The 19050-nt window shown below is 40.6% G+C and carries 14 protein-coding genes; 9 read left to right on the top strand and 5 right to left on the bottom strand.

Going from position 1 to position 19050, the window contains the following annotated elements; genetic code table 11:
- The first annotated feature begins 131 nt into the window (after positions 1-131).
- From grpE to ACOI22_RS04620, 4 genes are all read left to right on the top strand, one after another.
- On the top strand, positions 132-755 hold the full coding sequence (grpE, locus tag ACOI22_RS04635; RefSeq protein WP_420670688.1) for a nucleotide exchange factor GrpE: 624 nt from the start codon (positions 132-134) through the stop codon (positions 753-755).
- 140 nt (positions 756-895) lie between these two features.
- Positions 896-2818: a molecular chaperone DnaK gene (gene dnaK, locus ACOI22_RS04630; RefSeq protein ID WP_420670686.1), complete on the top strand. Its 1923-nt coding sequence runs from the start codon at positions 896-898 to the stop codon at positions 2816-2818.
- Between the two features lie 183 nt (positions 2819-3001).
- The gene (dnaJ, locus tag ACOI22_RS04625) at positions 3002-4135 is read left to right on the top strand and encodes a molecular chaperone DnaJ (RefSeq protein ID WP_420670684.1); all 1134 of its coding nucleotides are present in this window, start codon (positions 3002-3004) and stop codon (positions 4133-4135) included.
- 152 nt (positions 4136-4287) lie between these two features.
- Complete coding sequence (locus ACOI22_RS04620) at positions 4288-5412, top strand: DUF2891 domain-containing protein (RefSeq protein WP_420670682.1); 1125 nt, start codon at positions 4288-4290, stop codon at positions 5410-5412.
- Positions 5413-5425: 13 nt separating this feature from the next.
- Here ACOI22_RS04620 and ACOI22_RS04615 read toward each other — a convergent pair whose 3' ends face one another.
- Positions 5426-6517: a methyl-accepting chemotaxis protein gene (locus ACOI22_RS04615; RefSeq protein ID WP_420670680.1), complete on the bottom strand. Its 1092-nt coding sequence runs from the start codon at positions 6515-6517 to the stop codon at positions 5426-5428.
- Positions 6518-6776: 259 nt separating this feature from the next.
- Here ACOI22_RS04615 and ACOI22_RS04610 point away from each other — a divergent pair, with 259 nt between their 5' ends.
- Entirely contained in the window at positions 6777-7265 is a 489-nt protein-coding gene (locus ACOI22_RS04610) for a c-type cytochrome (RefSeq protein ID WP_420670678.1), read from the top strand.
- A 40-nt stretch (positions 7266-7305) separates the two neighbouring features.
- On the opposite strand, the gene ACOI22_RS04605 is transcribed toward ACOI22_RS04610, so the two are convergent.
- Positions 7306-8013: a cytochrome b/b6 domain-containing protein gene (locus ACOI22_RS04605; RefSeq protein ID WP_420670676.1), complete on the bottom strand. Its 708-nt coding sequence runs from the start codon at positions 8011-8013 to the stop codon at positions 7306-7308.
- A gap of 111 nt (positions 8014-8124) precedes the next feature.
- On the opposite strand from ACOI22_RS04605, the gene dapB reads away from it, so the two are divergent.
- The 4 genes from dapB to greA all read left to right on the top strand — a co-directional run bounded on the left by dapB (position 8125) and on the right by greA (position 14357).
- A complete protein-coding gene (dapB, locus tag ACOI22_RS04600; protein WP_420672314.1) occupies positions 8125-8925 on the top strand; it encodes a 4-hydroxy-tetrahydrodipicolinate reductase in 801 nt (266 codons plus the stop codon).
- Between the two features lie 356 nt (positions 8926-9281).
- Entirely contained in the window at positions 9282-10430 is a 1149-nt protein-coding gene (carA, locus tag ACOI22_RS04595) for a glutamine-hydrolyzing carbamoyl-phosphate synthase small subunit (protein WP_420670674.1), read from the top strand.
- An 11-nt stretch (positions 10431-10441) separates the two neighbouring features.
- Positions 10442-13663, top strand: coding sequence for a carbamoyl-phosphate synthase large subunit (gene carB / locus ACOI22_RS04590; RefSeq protein ID WP_420670672.1), 3222 nt, complete (start codon positions 10442-10444; stop codon positions 13661-13663).
- A 214-nt stretch (positions 13664-13877) separates the two neighbouring features.
- Positions 13878-14357 carry a transcription elongation factor GreA gene (gene greA / locus ACOI22_RS04585; protein WP_420670670.1) on the top strand — a complete coding sequence of 160 codons (480 nt, stop codon included), beginning with the start codon at positions 13878-13880 and terminating at the stop codon, positions 14355-14357.
- Between the two features lie 71 nt (positions 14358-14428).
- Here greA and ACOI22_RS04580 read toward each other — a convergent pair whose 3' ends face one another.
- From ACOI22_RS04580 to lnt, 3 genes are all read right to left on the bottom strand, one after another.
- Positions 14429-16093 carry a SulP family inorganic anion transporter gene (locus ACOI22_RS04580; protein WP_420670668.1) on the bottom strand — a complete coding sequence of 555 codons (1665 nt, stop codon included), beginning with the start codon at positions 16091-16093 and terminating at the stop codon, positions 14429-14431.
- A gap of 146 nt (positions 16094-16239) precedes the next feature.
- Entirely contained in the window at positions 16240-17427 is a 1188-nt protein-coding gene (gene nhaA, locus ACOI22_RS04575; protein ID WP_420670666.1) for a Na+/H+ antiporter NhaA, read from the bottom strand.
- A gap of 145 nt (positions 17428-17572) precedes the next feature.
- Positions 17573-19048: an apolipoprotein N-acyltransferase gene (gene lnt / locus ACOI22_RS04570; RefSeq protein ID WP_420672313.1), complete on the bottom strand. Its 1476-nt coding sequence runs from the start codon at positions 19046-19048 to the stop codon at positions 17573-17575.
- Positions 19049-19050 lie beyond the last annotated feature (2 nt).

Genomic DNA, 19050 nt, shown 5'->3' with positions numbered 1-19050 from the left:
ATTTACACGAAAAAGATCAATAAAAAATACACTTTTTATCTTGAAGCCCGCGAAACCGTCCCCATTATAGCCGTCAATGGGAATTACTCATGTCTTAAAACCAGAAATAACACATACGTGTGGAGCAAGTAATGAATCAAGATAATGTAGACAAGAATGAGCCAACTCAAGCGCCAGAGAATGCGGTTGAAGAAGTGGTATCAGGAGAAGTAGAGCTAGACCAAGGTGCTGATGAGCAAGGCCTTGATTGGAAGGCTTATGCCGATGAACTAGAAGCGAAGCTTAGTGCTGCTGAAGCAACCATTGAAGCGCAAAAAGATTCAGTGCTGCGTGCAAAGGCAGATGGCGAGAATGCTCGCAGACGTGCAGAACAAGAAATTGATAAAGCACGTAAATTTGCCCTAGAAAAATTTGCAGGCGAACTTCTAAACGTTGTTGATAATCTTGAACGCGCAACATTAGCAGCTGATGCTGAAAATGAAGCGGTTAAATCATTGCTTGAAGGCGTAGAGATGACCCATAAGTCGTTTATTTCTACTTTTGAAAAGTTTGGTTTAGAAACGCTTGACCCACAAGGTGAAGCATTCAATCCAGAGCATCATCAAGCGATGTCGATGCAAGAAAGCGATGAAGTTGCACCTAACACTGTGTTAGCAGTTATGCAAAAAGGTTACGTACTAAACGGTAGGTTGTTACGCCCAGCCATGGTGATGGTTTCACGCGGTGGTAGCAACTCAGTAGATACGCAAGCTTAAGTATTAAAGATGTCCACGTTTTATAGAATATAAACGTGAATGGATAAAAAAAATATTAGATCACCTATTGAAAATAGGGTTAATAACCCCACTTAATATTGTATAGAAAGTTGGGTAAAACAGATTTTGGAGAACATAAAATGGGTAAAATTATAGGTATTGACCTTGGTACTACTAACTCATGTGTAGCAGTATTAGATGGTAAAAGTGCAAAAGTTATTGAAAATGCTGAGGGTGACCGTACAACCCCTTCAATTATTGCTTACACGCAAGACGGCGAAACATTAGTAGGGCAGCCTGCTAAACGTCAAGCGGTAACTAACCCTGCAAATACATTATTTGCCATCAAGCGTTTGATTGGTCGCAGATTTGAAGATAAAGAAGTACAGCGTGATATCGACATTATGCCTTTTTCAATTGTGAAGGCTGACAACGGCGATGCATGGGTAGATGCGAATGGTCAAAAAATGGCGCCACCGCAAATTTCTGCTGAAGTACTTAAGAAGATGAAGAAAACCGCTGAAGATTACTTGGGCGAAGAAGTAACGGGTGCTGTAATTACTGTTCCTGCTTACTTTAACGATTCACAGCGTCAAGCAACTAAAGATGCAGGTCGTATTGCTGGGTTAGAAGTTAAGCGTATTATTAACGAGCCAACTGCCGCAGCACTTGCATACGGCATGGACAAAAATCAAGGTAATAACACTATTGCTGTTTATGACCTTGGTGGTGGTACATTTGATATTTCAATTATTGAAATTGATGAAGTAGATGGCGAGCACACTTTTGAAGTACTTGCGACTAACGGTGATACTCACCTTGGTGGTGAAGACTTTGATAACCGCATGATCAACTACTTAGTAGACGAATTTAAGAAAGACCAAGGTTTTGATTTACGTAAAGATCCGCTAGCGATGCAACGCTTAAAAGAAGCTGGTGAAAAAGCGAAAATCGAATTATCTTCTGCACAGCAAACAGAAGTTAACTTGCCGTACATTACTGCTGATGCAAGTGGTCCTAAGCATTTAGCAATAAAAGTAACACGTGCAAAACTTGAATCTTTAGTTGAAGACTTAGTTAAGCAATCATTAGCGCCGCTGAAACAAGCACTTGCAGATGCTGACCTTAGCGTAGGCGAAATTAATGACATCATCTTGGTAGGTGGTCAAACACGTATGCCAATGGTGCAAAAATATGTAACTGAATTCTTCGGTAAAGAGCCACGTAAAGATGTTAACCCTGATGAAGCGGTAGCGGTAGGTGCAGCTATTCAAGGTGGTGTACTAGCGGGTGATGTGAAAGATGTACTACTTCTTGACGTTACACCACTTTCACTAGGTATTGAAACAATGGGTGGCGTAATGACGGCACTTATTGAGAAAAATACTACAGTACCTACTAAGAAGTCTCAAACCTTCTCTACAGCTGAAGATAATCAATCAGCGGTAACGGTACATGTACTTCAAGGTGAGCGTAAGCAAGCGCAAGGCAATAAGTCACTTGGTCAATTTAATTTAGAAGGTATTCGTCCAGCTGGTCGCGGTACTCCACAAATTGAAGTTACCTTTGATATTGATGCTGACGGTATTTTACATGTATCTGCAAAAGATAAAGATACAGGTAAAGAGCAGAAAATTACCATTAAGGCATCTTCTGGTTTAAGTGAAGATGAAATTAACCAAATGGTAGAAGATGCTGAAGCGAACAAAGAAGCTGATGCGAAGTTTGAAGAGTTAGTACAAACTCGCAACCAAGCTGATGGCATGATTCACGCTACTCGTACTCAAATTGAAGAAGCGGGTGACGCATTAGGCGCCGATGACAAAGCTAAGATTGAAAGCGCTTTAGAAGAGCTGGAAACTGCTCGCAAAGGCGAAGATAAGGCTGAAATTGAAGCTAAAACACAAGCATTAATGGAAGCTTCTGCACCACTAATGGAATTAGCCCAAGCTAAAGCCCAATCTGAAGGCGCGCAAGCAGCCCCTGAAGGTGAAGCACAAGCTGACGCCGGTGACGATGTTGTTGACGCTGAGTTTGAAGAAGTAAAAGACGATAAGAAGTAAGATTAATTTCTACTTTTATTGTTAAGTAACAAGCAATAGGCGCAACCACTTTTTGAGCGGTTGCGCTTTTGTGTAAATAGCTATGAAGGACTCTTTGAGTTCTAATTTAGCGGTTTACCTCTTTGGGGAAGCGTTTACACAGAAGTTTAGATAAGCAATCAATAAGCAATAGTTGGCGGGTATATGTCCAAAAGAGATTATTACGAAGTTCTAGGCGTAGGCAAAAGTGCTGACGAGCGAGAAATTAAAAAGGCTTATAAAAAATTAGCCATGAAATATCACCCTGATAGAACTCAAGGTGATAAGGCTTTAGAAGAAAAGTTTAAAGAAATTCAAGAAGCCTATGAAATATTAACCAATAGCCAAAAGCGTGCAGCTTATGACCAATATGGCCATGCAGGTGTAGATCCTAATCGCGGTGGCGGTGGGCATGGCGGCGGCGCTGATTTTGGTGATATTTTCGGTGATGTGTTCGGTGATATCTTTGGAGGAGGCCGAGCCGGTGGCGGTCGCCAGCGTATGCGCCAAGGCGCAGACCTTCGTTACAATCTAGAATTAAGCCTAGAAGAAGCGGTACGTGGAAAAGACGTTGAAATTAGAGTACCTACCTTAGTTGAGTGTGAGCCATGTGACGGAACGGGAGCCAAAAAAGGTTCTTCGCCTACCACTTGTCCTACGTGTAAAGGAAATGGTCAGGTGCAGATGCGCCAAGGTTTCTTTGCCGTTCAGCAAACTTGCCCTACGTGTTCAGGTAAAGGCAAGATTATTTCAGACCCTTGTACTTCATGTCGTGGCCAAGGCCGTGTAGAAAAAACCAAAACATTATCGGTTAAAGTGCCTGCAGGCGTAGATACCGGTGATCGAATTCGTTTAAGCGGTGAAGGTGAAGCCGGTGAGCAGGGCGCACCAGCGGGTGACTTATACGTACAGGTAAACGTGCGAGAGCACGCAATATTTACCCGTGATAACAATAATTTATATTGTGAAGTACCAGTGGGCTTTACGACGGCTGCATTAGGTGGTGAAATTGAGGTACCTACCTTAGACGGTAAAGTTAAGCTTAAAATCACCCAAGAAACGCAAACAGGCAAAATGTTTCGTTTGCGTGGTAAAGGCGTTAAATCTGTAAGAAGCGGCTCAATTGGTGACCTTATTTGTAAGGTAGTGATTGAAACACCGGTTAATTTATCAAGTAAGCAGAAAGAGTTACTTGAAGAATTTGAAGTATCGATTAATGGTCAAGCTGCTAAGCATAGGCCAAAAGAGAAGGGCTTCTTTGACGGGGTAAAACGCTTCTTTGATGATTTAACAAACTAGATAGTTATTGGTGTAATCTAATTATACTTTATAAGACATAAAACGGCCTAAGGGCCGTTTTTTTTATTTTGAGGCTTTACCAGCTCTTCAATTGCACAAGTTAATGAATAAACGTAGACTAAGATCACGTTCAATTTTGTGGCTCAAATGTAATGCCAATCCTTTCAAAAATTTCCTATTTATTCACTACTTTTATTACTGTTGCCTCATTAAATATACAAGCTCAAAATCCTTCTGAAAACTTACCTGTGCCTTTAAACGAAGCGCAAATAACAGCGCGTTTTGCCGAGCTTGCTTTAGAATGCGTGCATAAAGAATACCCTAATATTATAAAGCATATGATGCGAAGTGATGATGATGTGCAGACCCCGAAGCTGCTATACCCGGCTTTTTATGGATGTTTTGATTGGCATTCTTCAGTGCATGGACATTGGTTACTGAGTAGAATTGCACATATGCACCCAGAGACTGTTCATTTTGAACGCATAATCAATAGCTTAGATAAAAGCTTCAGCGAAGCAAATTTGGCAGGCGAGTTGGCCTACTTTGAGCGCAGTGATACAGGTACTAGTTTTGAACGCCCTTATGGCTTAGCTTGGTGTTTACAATTAACGAGCGAGTTGCGTGAATGGGATCATCCCAAGGCAAAAGAATGGTTAGCAATATTGCATCCTCTTGAAAACAAAATTATTGCCAATATTAGTGATTGGTTACCCAAGTTGTCATTCCCCATCCGAGGAGGAGAGCATAGCCAAACTGCATTTGCATTTGGTTTAATGCTTGATTTTAGTGAAGCAGCCAATAACCGAAGCTTTAAAGCCTTAGTAGAAACTACGGTTCTGCGCTTGTATGAAAACGATATAAATTGTCCACTTGCTTACGAACCGTCGGGGCAAGATTTTTTATCACCTTGTATTGCTGAAGCCGATTTAATGCGAAGAGTATTTGCGCCACAAGCTTATGCCAAGTGGTTAAGTGAATTTTTACCCAATATACCCAATACAGTGCAAAGTGACTGGCTTGCTGTTGCCACAGTGAGTGATAAGAGTGACGGAAAACTAGCTCACTTAGATGGCTTGAATTTATCTAGGGCCTGGATGTTAGAGGGAATAGCCTTGGGCTTGCCAAGTGATGATAAACGTATTCCTGCTATTTTACAGGCTGCAGAGGCTCATAAAACAGCAGGCATTAAATCGGTAACTACTGACATGCATTATATGGGTAGTCACTGGTTAGGAAGTTTTGCTACCTACCTTACCACAAAACGTGGCCAATAATTGCGCCTATAATTTACTGTGAGGATGCGGCTAATTCGTCGAGGGTAGCCATAACTGTATTGCTTGCATTCTCCATTTGTTGCAGGTTAGCAACACATTCAGCTTTGTTGCCTGCGTCCATTGCTGCCATTGCTTTAAAGCCGAATTGATGCACTTGCTCATGGGGTTTTTCTAAAGCGTGAAAGGCACTCTGCTTGCCAATATCTGAACCTGCATTAGATTGATGCCACTTGCCCAATCTACACGTTCGATGATCGCTCAGCTCGTTGCTCGATTTATTGTTAGCGCCTGTTAGCACACCGTAAACGTCGGCTTTCCAAACAATATGATCAAGTTTTACTGTTTGAATAAACGCAAGAAGAGATGATTTGGATATGGTTTGCGTCATGCGATTACAGTTATTAACAATATCGGTGTAATAGGTATTTAGTGTATCAATATTACCCGCTAATGTTTGATTATCTGCGCTTATTTCATCAACAGAGCCAACAGCATTGCGTGTTGATTGCAAAATACTCGTTACTAACTCTGCCACTTCGCTAGCTGATTTATTGGTTTCTGTGGCAAGCGTTCGTACTTCGTCAGCTACAACGCTAAATCCGCGCCCAGCATCACCGGCTCTGGCGGCTTCAATTGCGGCGTTTAATGCGAGTAGGTTGGTTTGGTCTGAAATGTTCGTAATGGTTGAAACGAAGGTGTTTATGCTATCAGCTGTGTCAGATAAGCCCGTTATGCTTGATGACATCCCCCCCATTTTAGTTCCCATGGTACCCATTGATGCAACAATTTCATTTAAAGAATTAGAAGAAATTGAGAAAAGATCATTAATGCTATCTATCGAATCAGATTCAGCGCTAATTTGTTCAAAAGACGATAATACTGAGGCTCTAATAGCGGTAATTTGTTCCATGCTATCTACAACGCAAGCTAATAGGCTTGATTGAAACTCGGTGTCTTGTTCACTTTGTCTATTGCTTAACTGGCCGTTTAAAGCGCTATTTTGAGCTTCAAGCTGAGCCACTTTTTGTTCAGATTGAGAAAGTTGCTCCGCAAGCGTGTTTTTTTCAGACTCTAGCTGAAAGTATTTTTTAGCAAAAACAAACATTAGCAATAAATTCCTTAGTGATTTTTGATCTTATTCATTATTAAAGACAAACATAGTCATATGTTTGTATCGGCTGTTTAGCAATTTTTCTAAAATAATTAACAGTGAAAAATAAGTTTGAGTCATTTTATTTGCCTTTAAATGACTAAGTTGTTGTGAAAACACTTCAAATAAATACAGAACTTAGCTAATCTGATAAACACACTCGTAAGTATAAAAACAAAAAGTTCGCATAATCACGTTGAGAAAGGGAAATACAATGAAAAAGTTAATGTTAATAAGTGGTGTTAGTTTAGGTTTATGTTTGTCATCAAGCGTCGCGCTTGCCGATGACCACGAGCCAAAAGCAGCGAAATCTGAAAAACAAGCAGCAAATCAAGTGACATTCCGTAAATCTATACTCCAATTAGTACGCTCGAACATGGGGCCTTTGGGCGCTATGGCGAAGGGTAATATTCCTATGGACGCTGAGGTGATTGAAACAAATGCAGAGCGAATCGCCTTTTTAGGCAATATGATGCACGATTACTTTTCATTAGATACCAGTGCGTTTTCTGTAGATACAGAGGCGAAAAGCGAGATATGGAAAAACTACGCCGATTTTACCAGTAAGACACAAGACCTAGTGGATGCGGCTGATAACTTAACGCAATTAGTTGCCAGTAAAGAAGATAGCGAATATCGAAAAGGTATTGCGAAGCTTGGTGCTACTTGTAAAGCGTGTCATGACGAATACAAGCAGGACTAAACGGGTAAATATCTTTTCTTACTAGTATCAAGCACTGGTTTTAATAGTCGTAGTAATCATCTTCAGGGATGGGGGCGAATACATCGACTATTAAATAGACCGTTACTGCGGATATGGCAATACAAATTATAAATAAAAACCAGTTGGTGCTAGCATTAACTGGTTTTTGTTCATGTGGCGATACCGGTGCATGATTTACACTTTTATAACCGCTTATCATTGCGCTAAGTAAATTTTGTTTATGCTTAATTTTATAATAAGCAATGGCACCAATATGCAGCGCTACGGCAGCCAGAATAATATTGAACCCCCTATGATGAATGAAATTAGCGGCATCTTCCCAGGCTTTTGGTAAAACGTCATAATAAGGGCCGTTACTAAATATATCATCGCTTATAAAAAGGCCTGTAACCGCTTGCGTTAAGACTAAGCTGAGTAGCAAAATAACAGAATAAGCGCCAGCAGGGTTATGCCCTAAATAGTGTTTAGTGTTTTTTGCTCGCATATAAGCAATTGCATGCTGCGGCGTCACAATAAATTGAGAGAACCTAGCGTAGTAGCTTCCTACTAGCCCCCAAACAATTCTAAAAAGAATGAGTCCAAGGCAGAAATAACCACTATAAAAATGCCATTGAATTGCATTGTCGAATATTTCAGCGCTCGCATATTGAAAAATGAGTGTTGCCACTAGCAGCCAGTGAAACAGGCGGGTAGGTAAGTCCCATACTTTTACTCTTTTTTCAGACATTTCATATTCCTTAAAATGGGGTTCTTATATTTAAATGATAGCCAGTGCTTTTTAATTGGGGCACAATAATAACAAGTGTAAGTTACAAAACAATAAAAAGGTATTGCTGTGATAAAAGTGGGTATTTTAGGCGCTAACGGCCGTATGGGGCGAGTTTTAATAGATGCAGCTTACCAACATGCGCAAGTAGGATTGGGGTTTGCGAGTGTAAGAGCGGGTTCATCGTTTGAAGGTTTAGATGCAGGTGAGTTAGCAGGCATTAATAAACAGTATATAAAAGTAGCGCCTTTGACTGCTGATTTAGCCAATCACGCTGACGTATTAATTGATTTTACTTTACCGGAAGCGTTACAGACCAACTTAGATTATGCGGTTCAACACCAAAAACCTATTGTTATTGGGACAACTGGTTTAAATGAATCACAATTGCTACTTATTGATAATGCCGCTAAGCATATACCTATTGTATTTGCAGCTAATTATAGCGTGGGCGTTAACTTAATGCTCAATTTGGTAAAAACTACCGCTAAAATTATGGGTAACTCCGCTGATATAGAAATATTAGAAGCCCATCATAGATTTAAAAAAGACGCTCCCTCAGGAACAGCTATGGCTATTGGTCACAGTATAGCAGATGCAATTGGTCGTGATTTACAAAAAGTGGCTGTATACGGACGTGAAGGCGATACAGGTGAAAGAGATTCTCAAACAATTGGTTTTGCAACAGTGCGAGCAGGCGATATAGTGGGAGAGCATACGGCTTTATTTGCAACCTTAGGTGAGCGAATAGAAATAACGCACAAGGCTTCAAGCCGACTTACTTTTGCAAATGGTGCATTAGCTGCAGCCTTATGGTTAGAACAAGGGCAAGAAGGCTTGTACTCGATGCAAGACGTACTTGGCTTAAATTGAACAATTTTAAATAAATAGCTAGTTTTGAGCCTTTTGCTATAAATTTGGATGCTAAGGCTTATTTTTACTTATTTGTGCACAATTTTTAAAAACTATTAGACCTAGTATTCATTGTAATATATACTGCACAGAATTTGCCAAAAGTAATTAGTTGTGGGCGAAAAATCCCAAACTAATTGGTCGGCAAGTGTTAATTCCATTGGCTTTCCAGTGGGGTTAGGCAGTCGCTGAGTTGAAATTTTGGCAGAGACATTGAGTGATTTTCTGAACGAAAATACACTTAACTGCAAGTTTGTTGCCGCTATCCATATTCCGAGCAACAAACCCTAGCTATCTCTACTTTTTAGGAGGTTGACTTGGCTGTTTCTGCCCTGTTAGTTCTTGCTGATGGTTCTGTTTTTAAAGGAACCGCAATTGGTGCCAAAGGTAGCAGTGTTGGTGAGGTTGTATTTAATACCTCAATGACCGGCTATCAAGAAATTCTTACCGATCCCTCATACGCTGAGCAAATTGTTACTTTAACCTATCCTCATATAGGAAATACAGGTATCAATAGCGAAGATGTTGAGTCTGATAACATATGGGCAAAAGGCCTAGTTATTCGTGATTTACCATTAGTTGCCAGCAACTTCCGTTCTGAACAAACTTTATCTGAATATCTACAAGGTAGTAATGTTGTAGGTATAGCTGATATTGACACGCGCAGGTTAACACGAATCTTGCGTGATAAAGGCGCTCAAAATGGATGTATTTGCACAATAAGTGCGCAAGACGATTTACAAAGCGCTATTGATACTGCACTTGCAAAAGCACAAGCATTTCCAGGTTTAAAGGGAATGGACTTGGCGAAAGAAGTGAGCTGCAAAAACACTCACGAATTTACTGATGGCGTTTGGTCATTAGGACAGGGTTATGCAACTCAGCAAGAAAACCTTCCTTTTCATGTAGTGGCTTATGATTTCGGGGCAAAACATAACATCTTAAGAATGTTAGTTGACCGTGGATGTAAATTAACTATTGTTCCGGCGCAAACCAGTGCTGAAGAAGCCTTAGCGTTAAATCCTGACGGCATCTTTTTATCAAATGGCCCTGGCGACCCTGAACCATGTGATTATGCCATTGCTGCTATTAAAACCTTTATAAACAAACAAATTCCTACCTTTGGTATTTGCCTAGGGCATCAACTATTAGCATTAGCTGCAGGCGCTAGTACGCAAAAAATGAAATTTGGTCACCACGGCGCTAATCACCCTGTTAAAGATATTGCGCGTGATGTTGTTATGATTACTAGCCAAAACCACGGTTTTGCGGTTGATGAAAATAACTTACCAGAGCACGTTAAGGTTACCCATGTATCGTTGTTTGATAAATCTTTACAAGGTATAGAACTTTCAAATGCACCAGCATTTAGTTTCCAAGGACACCCAGAAGCGAGCCCAGGACCACACGATGCGGCCCCTCTGTTTGACCATTTTATCGATTTAATTAAACAAGCTAAACAATAGGAAGCGCGATTATGCCAAAACGTACTGACATCAAAAGTATTTTGATTATTGGCGCGGGTCCTATTGTAATAGGACAAGCCTGCGAATTTGATTACTCAGGTGCACAAGCCTGTAAAGCCCTTCGAGAAGAAGGCTATAGAGTTATTCTTGTAAACTCTAACCCTGCTACCATTATGACTGATCCTGAAATGGCAGATGCAACATACATTGAGCCAATTCAATGGGAAGTCGTTCGAAATATTATAGAAAAAGAGCGTCCTGACGCTATTTTGCCCACAATGGGCGGGCAAACTGCACTTAACTGTGCACTTGATCTAAATAAATTTGGCGTACTAGAAGAGTTCAATGTTGAACTAATAGGTGCAACAGCCGACGCAATTGATAAAGCAGAAGACCGTGAGCGTTTTGATAAAGCCATGAAGTCAATTGGCCTTGAATGCCCTCATGCGGAAATTGCACATAGCTTAGAGCAAGCGCACGATGTAATTAGCCGTATTGGTTTTCCTTGTATTATCCGTCCCTCATTCACTATGGGTGGTTCAGGCGGCGGTATTGCTTACAACATAGATGAATTTAACGAAATTTGTACCCGCGGCTTAGATTTATCACCTACCTCTGAATTATTAATAGATGAGTCCTTAATAGGTTGGAAAGAGTACGAAATGGAAGTAGTCCGCGATAAAGCAGATAACTGCATTATTGTGTGTACCATTGAGAACTTTGACCCTATGGGTGTGCATACTGGTGATTCAATCACGGTAGCCCCTGCGCAAACCTTAACTGACAAAGAATTTCAAATAATGCGGAATGCAGCGATGGCTGTATTGCGTGAAATTGGAGTGGAAACCGGTGGTTCTAACGTTCAATTTGGGGTAGACCCAAAAACTGGACGTATGGTTATTATTGAAATGAACCCACGTGTTTCACGCTCATCTGCACTTGCCTCAAAAGCAACCGGTTTCCCTATTGCTAAAATTGCAGCGAAACTAGCAGTAGGCTTTACGCTAGACGAACTTGCCAATGATATTACCGGCGGTTTAACACCTGCTTCTTTTGAACCTGCAATTGACTATGTAGTTACTAAAATACCTCGCTTTAACTTTGAAAAATTTGCTGGTGCAAATGATCGACTCACCACACAAATGAAGTCGGTAGGCGAAGTGATGGCAATAGGTAGAAATCAGCAAGAATCATTACAAAAAGCTTTACGAGGCTTAGAAGTAGGGGTGAATGGATTAGACCCAATTATTGATTTAAATGACCCTGAAGCACGCAACAAGATTATTTACGAACTACGTGAGCCCGGTGCTGAGCGTATTTGGTACATAGGCGATGCCTTTAGAATGGGCATGAGTGTTGAAGAAATATTCGCATTAACAAATATTGATAAGTGGTATTTAGTTCAACTTGAAGAGATTATTCAGCTTGAAGAGTTAATTGCTCGAATTGGCTTAGGTGCGATTGATGAAACCTTAATGCGCACGCTTAAGAAGAAAGGTTTTGCTGATGCTAGAATAGCGGCATTGACGCTTGTTGCTGAAGACGATGTGCGTGACCTACGCGAAAAACTGTTGGTATTACCCGTTTATAAACGTGTAGATACGTGCGCCGCTGAATTTTCAACGTCTACTGCATATATGTATTCTACTTATGATGAAGAATGCGAAGCAAAGCCCTCAGATAAAAAGAAAATCATGGTTTTAGGTGGCGGTCCTAACCGAATTGGTCAAGGCATTGAGTTTGATTATTGCTGCGTTCATGCGGCCCTTGCTATGCGCGAAGACGGTTACGAAACTATTATGGTTAATTGTAACCCTGAAACCGTATCCACTGATTATGACACCTCTGATCGCTTGTATTTTGAACCGGTAACACTTGAAGACGTACTAGAGATAGTGCGCATTGAGAAGCCTGAAGGCGTCATTGTGCAATATGGTGGTCAAACGCCACTTAAACTTGCTAGAGCGCTTAAAGAAAACGGCGTTAATATTATTGGTACCTCACCTGATGCTATTGATAGGGCTGAAGATAGAGAACGCTTCCAACAAATGGTAAATAAGCTAGGCCTTAAACAGCCTGCAAATGCTACCGTTAGCAATATGGAAGAAGCCCTAGAAAACGCCGAAAAGATAGGATTCCCTTTGGTTGTTCGCCCGTCATATGTGCTGGGTGGCCGGGCAATGGAAATTGTGTATGACCTTAAAGATCTTAAACGCTACCTTAATGAAGCGGTCAAAGTATCGAATGATTCACCAGTATTGCTCGACCGTTTCTTAGATGATGCGATTGAAGTGGATGTTGATGCAATTTGTGACGGTAAAGACGTTGTAATCGGCGGCATTATGGAGCACATTGAGCAGGCCGGTGTTCACTCTGGTGATTCAGCATGTAGTTTACCGCCTTATTCATTGTCTAAAGATATTCAGGACGTAATGCGCAAGCAAGTGAGTGATATGGCGCTTGAGCTTGGTGTAGTTGGTTTAATGAATACTCAGTTTGCCGTTAAAGATAACGAAGTATACTTAATTGAGGTTAACCCTAGAGCTGCTAGAACGGTGCCATTTGTGTCTAAGGCCACAGGTTTACCTTTGGCAAAAATTGCGGCTCGTGCTATGGCGGGGATGCCTTTAGCTTCACAAAATGTGACCAAAGAAGTGATACCACCGTTTTATTCAGTTAAAGAAGTGGTATTGCCTTTTGCTAAATTCCAAGGCGTTGATCCTTTACTTGGTCCTGAGATGCGCTCTACAGGCGAAGTAATGGGTGTAGGCGTTAATTTCGAAGAAGCTTATGCTAAAGCCAACTTAGGCGCGAGTAACCCTCTACCTCAAAAAGGCAAGGTATTGTTGTCGGTTAGAAACAACGATAAGCGCAGGTTGCCAGATTTAGCTAAGGGCTTACTTGATAACGGCTTTGAACTTGAAGCGACCAGTGGTACAGCTAAAGAGCTAAATGATGCCGGCTTGACTTGCTCTACGGTTAATAAGCTTTCTGAAGGACGCCCTAACATTGTAGATGCAATAAAAAATGGCAAATATTCTTATATTGTAAATACAACAGAAGGTCGCCAAGCGATAACTGATTCAGTTTACATTAGGCGAGAAGCTTTGCTTAATAAGGTAGCGTATACCACTACCTTAAATGCCGCTTTCGCTACAATGCAATCTGGCGCGGCCGATGCGCATAGAAATGTGAACTCAGTTCAAGAGCTACATAAGCAACTTGACGCTTAAAAGTCCCTACCTAGTTTAGCCCTAATGTTGTACAATATTAGGCTATCTTATTTGAAACGAATGCTTTTTTAGCATTCGTTTTATTTTAGGGCTAGTTGATTTATTACCCAGAGCACTCTGGTGATTTTCTACGCTTCTATGTAAAAAAAACAATAAGAAGAAATCAATTACAGCACTGTTAATTTAACACTACGAATAAAAAAAGAGAAAAGCAATGGTTACTACTTACCCTATGACAGCTCAAGGGGCTGCAAAACTTCGTGAAGAACTTCAAGAGCTTAAATCAGTTACTCGCCCTCGTATTATTCAATCCATTGCAGAGGCACGCGAACATGGCGATTTAAAAGAAAATGCTGAGTACCATGCTGCTCGTGAGCAACAAAGTTTTTGTGAAGGGCGAATTCAAGATATTGAAGGGAAGTTATCGGGTGCACAAATTATTGATGTAACAAAAATGCAAAACACCGGCAAGGTGATTTTTGGTACTACAGTAACCATTTTAAACACCGATACTGACCAAGAAATTACGTATAGAATAGTGGGTGATGATGAAGCTGATCTGAAAAACGGTCTGATTTCTGTTAACTCGCCCATTGCACGCGGTTTAATTGGTAAAGAGATTGATGATGTTGCTGCCATTACAACACCTTCTGGCGTTGTGGAGTTTGAAATCATTGAAGTGGAATATAAATAATCTGAGGCATCTCAGGTTATGGTAATTTGACTAAATAGGCTAAACACTTTTTAAGGTTTAGCCTATTTTCGTTAAGCTTCTATATAACCACCCATAATGAGTTTTTTGTTTGCTAATTCAAGCGCATGCGTTCTTTCGTAAACAAAATCGGCATCACTTAGCATTTTCTCAAACCCCATTTGCATCAATTTTTCTTTTGTTTGCGGTTTTTTAACTATCACCACAATTTGTTTATCAAGGTCTTTGGCATCTTTAACTAAGCTTTCTATAGTTAAGGCAATGGTATCATCTAAAAATGACACATCACTTAAGTCAACAATAAGCCCATGATGGTTTTCAAGATTGTTTATTTCCCTAGATAAGGCTTTTGATACACCAAAAATCATAGTGCCGCTAAGGTAGAAATAGAGTAATTGTCCTTGTGCTTTATTGAGTAATACCCGTTGTTTCTTATTTAATGGCAGGCGACCATCTTCGTTGCCCAGCGCTTTCACATTTTTAGCTTGGGATACGCTTAGTTTTTCTATAATAATAATGTTAGCAATAAAAACACCAATACCAACGGCTACCACTAGGTCAACAAATACCGTTAGTAGCAACACGCCGTACATTATTAAACTCGTTTGTGGTGAGACCTTATGCGCGCGCTTTATAAAGCTCCAATCTAATATATCAATGCCTACTTTAATAGCTATACCGGCTAACACCGCAATGGGGATCATTGAAATAAGATTGGACGCGCCAAAAACAGCCACTACTAAAATTGCCACACGGCTAAGGCCTGACAAGGCAGTTTTACCGCCAGCCTGAATGTTCACCACTGTACCCATGGTTGCGCCTGCGCCAGGCAAACCACCAAATAATCCTGACATTAAGTTGCCTAAGCCCTGTCCCATTAATTCTTTATCAGACTTGTGCTCAGTTCGTGTTAAGTTATCTGAAATAACCGAAGTAAGCATTGAATCTATACAGCCTAAAATGCCCAGCACAATTCCATCTAAAATCATTGTTTGAAGAAGTTCTGCACTGAAGGTAGGAAATATAAAAGAGGGCAGGCTTACATCTATTGCGCCAATTCTACGCACATCGGTATCATTTAAAAAAATAACTGAAACTAGTGATATTCCCACTAAGGCAATTAATTGGGGCGGAACCCAATGTTTAATTTTACGCGGCGTAAAAAATATCAATAATAGGGTAGCCAATGCCATGGTAGCTTCTAAGTAGCTAATACTTGCAATAGTTTCAGGCATAGCGCTAAGTGCGCCGACTACACCACCACTGGGCGGTGAACTGCCCAAAGCGGGGGCTATTTGCATAATAATTAAAATACATCCTATGCCTGACATAAAGCCACTTACCACGCTATACGGCATTAAGGTGATATACTTGCCAAGTTTAAGGGCCCCAAATAAAATTTGAGTCAAGCCGGCAATCATCACCACGGTAAAAGCCATTGCTAAGCCTGATTCAGGATAACGTGCAACCATGGTGGTCACAACAGCTGCCATGATGACCGTCATAGGGCCAGTGGGCTCTGATATTAAAGTAGGCGTGCCGCCAAATAATGCGGCAAAAAATCCAATAATAATTGCCCCATAAAGGCCCGCTTCAGGGCCAGCACCCGAGGCTACGCCAAACGCAAGAGCCAAGGGTAGTGATACTATTGCTGCGGTTAAGCCGCCTAAAATGTCACCTTTTAGATTTTTAGTATTGATGATATTGAAAATATTCAAGAAATGCCTCGATAAAAAAATTGACTAAACAGTTACAAGCATGGGGTCTAATTCTAATTAAAAATGCCGAAAAAACGAGGGCTATCATGAATTTAATTAAAAAAAAGGCGCTTATATTTAAAAGCGCCTTTATAGCATAGTCTTTATTACGCAGTGGTCGGGTCAGGTATGTGTTTTTTAGCTGAACGAGAAATTATAAACCCGCCTAAAATTGCTGATAAAATAGAACCAGCCAACACACCTACTTTAACGCTGTTCATGTAGTCGGCACTTGCGGTTTCAAATGCCAAGCTGCCAATGAATAAACTCATAGTAAAACCAATGCCACATAATACCGACGCACCGTAAAGCTGCTGGAAAGTAACACCCTTCGGCAATTTGGCTAAGCCAGTTTTTACTGCTAAATAACATGCGCCAAATATTCCTATTTGCTTACCAATAAATAGCCCTAGCATTACACCTATCACAATAGGATTAAATATTTGTTCTGAGGTGGTTCCTACTAGTTGAACGCCGGCATTCGCGAAGGCAAATAAAGGTAATATGGCAAAAGCTACCCAAGGGTGTAGGCTATGCTCTAAATGGTACAACATGTCTTGGCCTGATCTGTTTTTGCCTTTCAAGGGGATAAACAAAGCAATAGCAAATCCAGCAAGCGTGGCATGCACACCTGATTTTAATACCGCAGCCCATATAATTAAGCCAATAATCAAATACATTCCGCTGCTTTTGATGCCAAATCGATTAAACAAAAATAATATACACAATCCTGCAGCACCCACTATAAGTGACAGTGTTGAAAGCTCAGCGGAGTAGAAAAGCGCAATAATGATAATAGCGCCAATATCGTCAAAAATGGCCACTGATAGTAAAAATAATTTTAAGGTAATTGGCAAGGTGCGCCCAAATAAACTATAAACACCCAAAGCAAAAGCAATGTCAGTGGCCGCAGGTATAGCCCAACCGTTTATGCCAATAGCTTCATCTTTATTGAAAAAAACGTAAATTAATGCGGGTATCATTATGCCAGCCAATGCGCCTATTGCCGGCAGCATTATTTGGTCTTTAGTTTGCAAGTGCCCCGCAAGTACTTCCCGTTTAACTTCTAAGCCAACTAAAAAGAAAAATATTGCCATAAGTCCATCATTAACCCATAACAACAAAGCTTTATTAATTTCAAAAGCGCCGAATTTAAACACAACAGGCGTTGATAAAAAGTTTGTATATAGAGTATTTAGTGGGCTATTTGCCAACAACATGGCAAGCAGGGCAGCTATAACTAGCAATACACCGCCAGCAGCTTCGTGCTTAAAAAGTTGTTTAATGGTATCCAAATTCTTCTCCTAAAATTAAATGAATAAGCGTAATTAAGCTGCATTTAGCAAAATATTAAATTCAATGGATAAATACGTAAGAATACCGCAAACGTTCAAATTTATTTACGGATTTTAAATAATAAATCTAACGATTAATTGTTTGTTAATCAGTACGTTTAATAAAAATTGCGATGGCGAATAATACACTAGCAAACACCCAAATAGGAATATCACTGAGTGTTTGATAAGGCGTTGCGCCATCGGTTAACCTTATATCGGCATGTAACACTGCATCTGTAAACTGTTCTATTTGATGGCTAATATTACCTTGGTGATCAATAACAGCGGTAACACCATTGTTTGTTGCTCGTAGTACCGGTAATCCAAATTCTTTCGCCCGCGCTTGTGCAATTTGTAAGTGCTGATGCGGGCCGTGAGAATCGCCAAACCATGCATCATTACTTACCGTAATAATGGCATCACTTTGCGCAGATATATTAGCTGATACCTGCTTAGGGAAGGCTATTTCAAAGCAGATTGCGGGGCTTAGCTGAGTGTTACCCACTATAAGATTGCTTTGCACATAATCGCCCCGGGTGAACGATGACATGGGTAAGTCAAAAATGGGTGCCAGTGGCCTAAGCAAGTTTTCAAACGGAACAAATTCACCTATGGGTAATAGGTGGTGTTTTGAAAATCGCTTATTATGTTGATACCTATAGGGTTCTGAATTTATTGACTTGTCTATTCCCATAGAAATTAAGCTATTGTAAGCAACCTTACTGTTAATATTGTAGTCAACCACGCCAGTAACAAATCCACTGCCTGCAGCGGTCGCTTTATTATCGATGTACTGAAGGACTTCCGTTGACATGATTTCTAGCTTAGGAATAGCCGCCTCGGGCCATATAATAAGGTCGTAACCCCAAAAAGGTTCTGTTAATGCAAGGTATTTATCAATCGTAATTTGGTCAAGCTCAGGTTGCCAGCGCATTGATTGTTCAATATTACCTTGAATAAGTGCTACAGAACGTGTTTCTTTATTAGGGCTTGTCCATGCTACATGCTGCAAACTCATTGATGAGACCAACAAGGTCAGTATAGGAAGGGCAGCTAAATAGTAGCGTTTTTGCATAAGCCCTATCGCTAAACTGGCACTCGCTAATATCAATAGTGCACTTAGGCCAATTTCGCCAACAATTGGCATCCATTCGCTTAATATACTATTGGTCTGTGAATACCCAATTGATAACCAAGGAAAACCTGTTAAGAAATTGGCACGACAATATTCTGTAAATAGCCAAAGCAAAGGCAGGGCAAGTGGCCATTGCGGAAGTTTAAAAAAACGTTGTAATAAGTAAAACGTGAGGGCTGGAAATAAGGCTAAATAGCCACACAGCAGTAACATAAGCGCTAATGAGGCAATAAGAGGAATGCCGCCAAATTGAGCTATACTTACGTGAACCCAAGATATACCTACGCCAAAGTAACCCAGTCCAAACCACCATGCCGGCCAAAATAGGCCTCGCTTGTGCTGCGCAAGCTTAGCAAGCATCAACAGGGTGGAAGGCATTAGTATTAATGCCAAGTACCACAAATTAAAAGGGGCAAAAGTAAGGGTAAAAGCAGCCCCTAGCATCA

It is taken from the genome of Glaciecola sp. 2405UD65-10, from assembly GCF_048820975.1.
Taxonomy (GTDB): domain Bacteria; phylum Pseudomonadota; class Gammaproteobacteria; order Enterobacterales; family Alteromonadaceae; genus Glaciecola.
The sequence above is the reverse complement of the archived record's forward strand: the minus strand, read 5'-3'. Positions and strand labels throughout refer to the sequence as shown.